This is a genomic window from Streptococcus pluranimalium, from assembly GCF_047785705.1.
GTDB lineage: Bacteria > Bacillota > Bacilli > Lactobacillales > Streptococcaceae > Streptococcus > Streptococcus pluranimalium_A.
In genome coordinates, this window is the sequence record NZ_JBLOJV010000055.1 from 1 (window position 1) to 5,986 (window position 5,986).

Sequence of the window (5,986 nt, forward strand, 5' to 3'; positions counted from 1 at the left end):
ATTTAACATAGTGATAAAATAGATAATCTTCCAAAAGCCAGTGAGGTGATTTGATTGCCCATCATTAAGCTATATTTAAAAAACTTAAGAATTCTCTATATATAGTCTTTTGAATTAACTTTGATACGCTTCGCTTTTTGATTTCTAGGCTCAGACCTCAACACCTCATCATGAGGCTTTGAGCTTTCAACTTGCCGTGCTCTTATAAGACAAGCTCTGCTTGTCTTATCTCCAGCCTCAAACAGTTTAGTAAGCTGTTTGTAATGTCTGAGTATCAGTTCCTTGTCTGAAAGTTAATTCATTTGATTATAGCTAAACTAAAAAGTTTTTTGTCCCATAGGGTACGATCAGTGAAACTGTTTTTAGATTTTGAAGCCAAGTAAGAGGCTCAAACACGGGCAAAAAAAAGTGATAAAAACCAAGCAAAATACTTGACAAATGGGGGGGGGGGGGGGTAGAATACAATAGGGTACAGTTTGCTTAAAATACCTATAAAAAATCTTTTGGGTGCCATGACCTTATAGTCATTATGGCATTATCAAAAAGAGTGCTCGGTGGATGTGATATCAGGAGCGTGAGTGTCAACTATTTACTTAGCTCCAGCATCAGACTCAATGCAGGTCATTTCATCATCATCGTCGTTAACATGGGAGGTCAGTAGCTATGGATGCTATTAACGCAAGATTCTGTCAACATCTGGAAGAAAAGCAATTCAGCTTGAGGTTTCAAGACCAATCAGATCAGTGTGTTTATCGAGGGAAATTTGCCTTGTCTCAGTATCACCTGATTGATTTTGCAGTCTCCTTATCCAAAAGCGAGACAAAGTCTTTAGGCCAAATTGTTTTTCACAAGATTGCTTATGACAAAGATCGAGAAGCACGCAGAGAATGGTTAGACTATCTTAATGCCATTAATCAGCATCAAGCGGTTTATTATACGTTTATGATTGATGATAATGACTATGTGTTCATGCGTTACATGACAGAAGTGACCCCAGACACCGTTGCTACCTTTCTCAATATCCTCATTCAAGGACCAACGATCTTAAAAGCTCTTATAGCAGATATGGAGGAACACTTTGGTCCTTTTGTAATCATGTAACCCTTTTAGCCCCTCATCACCCCTAACTATTTAAGAAAGAAGGAAACAGTTATGACTTTTCAAAAAGATACCAAGCAACGCTTTTCATTACGAAAATACAAGGCGTACGGGACAAGCTCAGTCCTTTTAGGCGCCTTAACGATTGCTGGTGCTCATAGTGTCCAGGCAGATGAAACCACTCTGCCTGTCTCACAAGCTAATCAGGCGACCACGACAGCGGACACCATTGCTAACGCCAATTTTGCGACGATTGAGATCGCGACTGACTCAGCAACGACAAAGAAGCCGACTGTCATTACAGCAGAGCCAGTGGCGCTTCCCCAGACTAATCCAACAGAAACATCCCCTGCTCCTCTTGCGGCCTCAGTAGGAGACAGTGTTCCAGCTACTCTAGCAACTGATGAGGGTAATAGTCTGACAGCAACCTCAAAAAGGACACCAAATCATAGTCCTATTGACACTCTCCCTGTAGCGGATCGTCAAAGCCAAAACTCAGCTGAGATAAGCCAACGTTCTGTTGACATTAGTTATGATGTTATTTATGTCGATAAAGACACTAAAGCGGTTGTTCATAAAGTTACAAAGACCAAGTCTGTCGTCACCAACGAGCCCCTTGCCACAACGACTGTTACTGAAAAGGGGATAGAGCTTATCAGTGATAGCCAACTTGAAAACTATTTTGAGCCTGACTTATCGCTAGAAAAAACGGTGACCATTACTGAAGGACGCGATAATCGCATCCTTTATGCTGTTGAAAAAATAATAGCGCCAAAACCAAGGACTGAAGGCACCAGCACATCAACAACAGCTGAACAACCAAGCATCGCTCGCTCCCGCCGAGATGCAGCAAGCTCGGTACAATTAAGTATCGGACGTGCCGACGAACACGCTAGTAATTACAATTTGTATGCTGGTGGCGAGCATCTTTTATACAGCAAAATACAAATAGGTGGTACAACAGAAAAGTATACCGATGCCTATGTCAAATATGATGTCACGGTTGAATACAACGGTGAAAATTTGGGGTATACAGGAAGCAGCAGACGTTCATATATAGATGATTTAAGGATTTCTGGTGTTCAAAGCGGTAGTGTTGTCCAAGAACCTAATATCGAATACGAAGAACAAGATGGGGGAAGCTATAGAATAAAGAAAAGTATCAATGTTCCTTTAGGTAATATTCAATCCGGTTCGTTTTTTAAACTACCAGTAACATATCATGACGAACAAAGCAATATCCCCAATGGTGCAAACGTCAAAATAACAATGCGCTTGTATGGAACTCAAGAAAATGAAAGTGACAGCAAACTTATTCAAACGAGTGAACAAATTTTTCAAATGAAACGGTTTGAAGAAGTTCCTCAAGCGACGATTAAATACGTTTCTAGTATAAAAGGTGAAACAGAACAACAAGCGGTAGTTGTCGGTGAAAAATATCGTGATACAGATGTTGTGAAACAACCAAATTTTATTAAATATGAAATTGGGTTAAAACCAGAATTTGTAGCAAAATATGAAGCATTTATACGTGAAGCAAAACAACTCACTACAGCTTATAAGGACCGTGCTACTCTACTAGGGTTAAAATTAGAAAATGCTGACGACTGGGAATTCGAAAGCCGTATTTTTTATTACAAGGGATATAGAGAAGAAGATAAAAACAATTATCCAGATTACCAAGAAAACTCAACGTTTTATAAACATTCAAGTGGTAACCTTGAAACAAAAATAGAAGACCTGATTAAAAACAATAATAAGAGCGTATTGTATTTTCAATACGAAGGAAATGCAGCAGTTGTCCCTGATTTGACTTTCAAAGTTGTCAGTCCAGCAGTTCATACAATAGAAGGTTTTTACAAAGCCAAAGACGACCGATTCAACGGAAAATTAATACGTGCTGAAAAAACTATAGCACAGCATACACAAAAAAATAATTGGCGAGTGATAGAACAACCCGTTGAAAGAAAACTAAAATTAATAGCTAATAATGATGTAGAGAAATATTATGATAATGATTCATATAAACGTTATTATGGTGACCCTTATAATATTAATTTTATACAAGAAAATACGTCTAAAATAACAAAAAATCGTGTAACACCTTTAAATGGTGCATACAAAAACGATGATTTAGCTGTGTCGACATATGTCACTATTAGCAATGACAAAGATGATAATTGGATAGTACCATTAAAAAAATTGGACATTGAATTAAACCATCCGACAAGTTACATTAATAACCCAGGTAAAGAGGGAGTGGATATCCTAGTTGTTTTTAATAAAACTAGTGATTTTGAGAATGTTAAAAACGCCACCATATACGGTGTCAGACAAGATAACACACGTGTTAATTTAGGAAAAATTAGCCAAATGTCATTGAAAGACGACACAAGATTTAGAAAAGATTTTCGTGATAGACAACTGTTTTTAAGAACTAATGAAAACTTATTAAAAAAAGTAGAACTTGTGTTTGAGCCAAATACAGGTATTAGTGACTACATGTGGGTGAAAGTTCAACATTATTTAGGTGATAAAGTTTCGATAAAAACAGCACCGTTTGTAATAGATGAGAGCACCGTAAGTGACGAGAGCATCATTGGAGAAAACCCACATACGTTTAGCAGTAATGTCGTTTTGACCTATCAAGATCATTTGCAAACAAAAACAACTACCACGGCTAAAGATCAAACGAATGCAGTTGGCGTATACCTTGACCGTCCACAGTATGGGTTTAGAATCAACAGACTTGAAGGTAAGAAGAATCTCTATTTAAATGATCCTGCTGTGTACTGGTCCAAATTAGGTGTACATAATTATCCCTTTGAATCTGGAAATTTTCCAAGCGATGAAAATAGTTTTTACTATCTTAAAGTTCCCACTGGTTTAGAGTTTAAGGGTGAATTTGGTTATAGAGATGTTCCGTTAATTTTAAAACACGTTTTAAAAAACCCACTTCAAAAAGGGTACGATTATTATATTTATAAGTTTAGTAATCATTTGACAAGGGTCTCAGAGTTCTTTACTTCTAACGTTTCTATAACGCCTGAAGTTGTCATCAAAAATGCAGAAAAGATTGATAGAGATACCAATACCTATGCATTTGATATTACCCATGGAATTGTCGTGCCGCATCTTCGAGATCAAAATCCCAAGAATTATTCTGAAGGGTATTTCTCTGACTACGGATTAACACCAACGGATTTGGGGATTGATTTATGGGCAGGTGTTGACACGTCAAAATATGTGCATATGCGGAGTAGCGGAAATTACTCAGTATTAGTACCTGAGACACTGGCTGTTTATGACAAAGTGTTTAAAAAAGGGGAGAAAGATAATATCTCAGTTTCCAAAACAGATACCATGCCAGAAGATGTCATGACAATCCAAACCCATATAGCTAATCTATCCGAAAACACTTATCAAAATATGACGGTCATATCAGTCTTACCAAATAAAACAGACTATACTTTTAACGGTAAAAAAGATAGAGAATCTACGTTTACACCAGCACTAGTTGGTCGTGCTAAACAAATCCCAGGTTGGACAGCAAGCTACACCATGCAACCACACAATAGTAATCGAAATGCTGGTCAATTAAATGGCTGGGTTTCGGAATATGAAGTGGAAGATTGGGCCAATGTCACAGCCATAAAATGGGTATCTGAACCAGGTGTGAGCATTAACCCAAACAATACAACTTTATTTGAATATGACATTAAAATCCCCAAAAATGTCTTGCCAAATGAAAAGGTACGCTCAAGTAGTGCTCTTGCCGTTAACGGTAACACGAACAACTTTATTGAAGGGTACAGTTCAACAATTACGATTAAACCGAAAACAGCACAAGAAGAAGCTATCGAAGTATTAGAAGCAAGCACCGTCGAAGATGGCTACTTAACGTTTTTAGTAGATATGGGTCATAACACCGAACGAACTTTAGATTATTTCTATGAACTAGCGGATAACACAGCTACAGTAGGCATTGACTACAACGCAACACCAACATTTTCTCACGGAGTTACCTTAGAAGGTGATAAAGTCATCGTACCAAAAGGAACCGCACGCTTTTATGTCACCTATAAAACGTTAAAAGATGACATAAAAGAAGAAAACGAAACGGTTGAATTAACCATTGGAAATGATACCGCTGAAGGTGTCATTGTCAACGTCTCAGATGGCGAACAAGGTCAACGTGGTGAAACAGGTCAAAAAGGAGACACAGGAAACCGTGTCTGGCCAACAACCACTACGCCTAGAAACGAAGTTGGAAATAATGGCGACATGGCAATCAACGCCACGACCGGTCAAGTTTATGAGAAAAAGAACAACCGCTGGGTTCTAACAGGTAATATTACCGGCCCACAAGGACAAAAAGGAGATGCCGGTCAAGACGGCGCTAAGGGTGACCGCGGAGACACTGGCCCAGTAGGCCCACAAGGCCCGAGAGGCGAACAAGGCCCGAGAGGCGAACAAGGCCCAGCCGGTCAAGATGGCGCAAAAGGTGACCGCGGTGAAACAGGTCCAGCAGGTGCAGTAGGCCCAGCCGGGCAAGATGGCGCAAAAGGTGACCGCGGAGACACTGGCCCATTAGGTCCACAAGGCCCGAGAGGCGACAAAGGTGAGCCAGGCGAACAAGGCCCAGCCGGCCAAGATGGCGCAAAAGGCGACCGGGGAGACACAGGCCCAGTAGGCCCACAAGGCCCGAGAGGTGACAAAGGTGAGCCAGGTGATCAAGGCCCAGCCGGTCAAGACGGCGCAAAAGGCGACCGCGGTGAAACAGGTCCAGCCGGCCCACAAGGCCCGAGAGGTGATAAAGGTGAGCCAGGCGATCAAGGTCCAGCCGGTCAAGACGGCGCAAAAGGCGACCGCGGAGACACAGGCCCAT

Annotated in this window: 2 protein-coding genes; both read left to right on the top strand. The window is 40.3% G+C overall.

Translation table 11 applies throughout. The features are described from left to right. The first annotated feature begins 663 nt into the window (after window positions 1-663). Window positions 664-1,101: a hypothetical protein gene (locus ACMZ6Z_RS08820; RefSeq protein WP_416132177.1), complete on the top strand. Its 438-nt coding sequence runs from the start codon at window positions 664-666 to the stop codon at window positions 1,099-1,101. Between the two features lie 51 nt (window positions 1,102-1,152). Then, the coding region (locus tag ACMZ6Z_RS08825; protein ID WP_416132178.1) for a YSIRK-type signal peptide-containing protein at window positions 1,153-5,986 on the top strand (4,834 nt) is incomplete at its 3' end.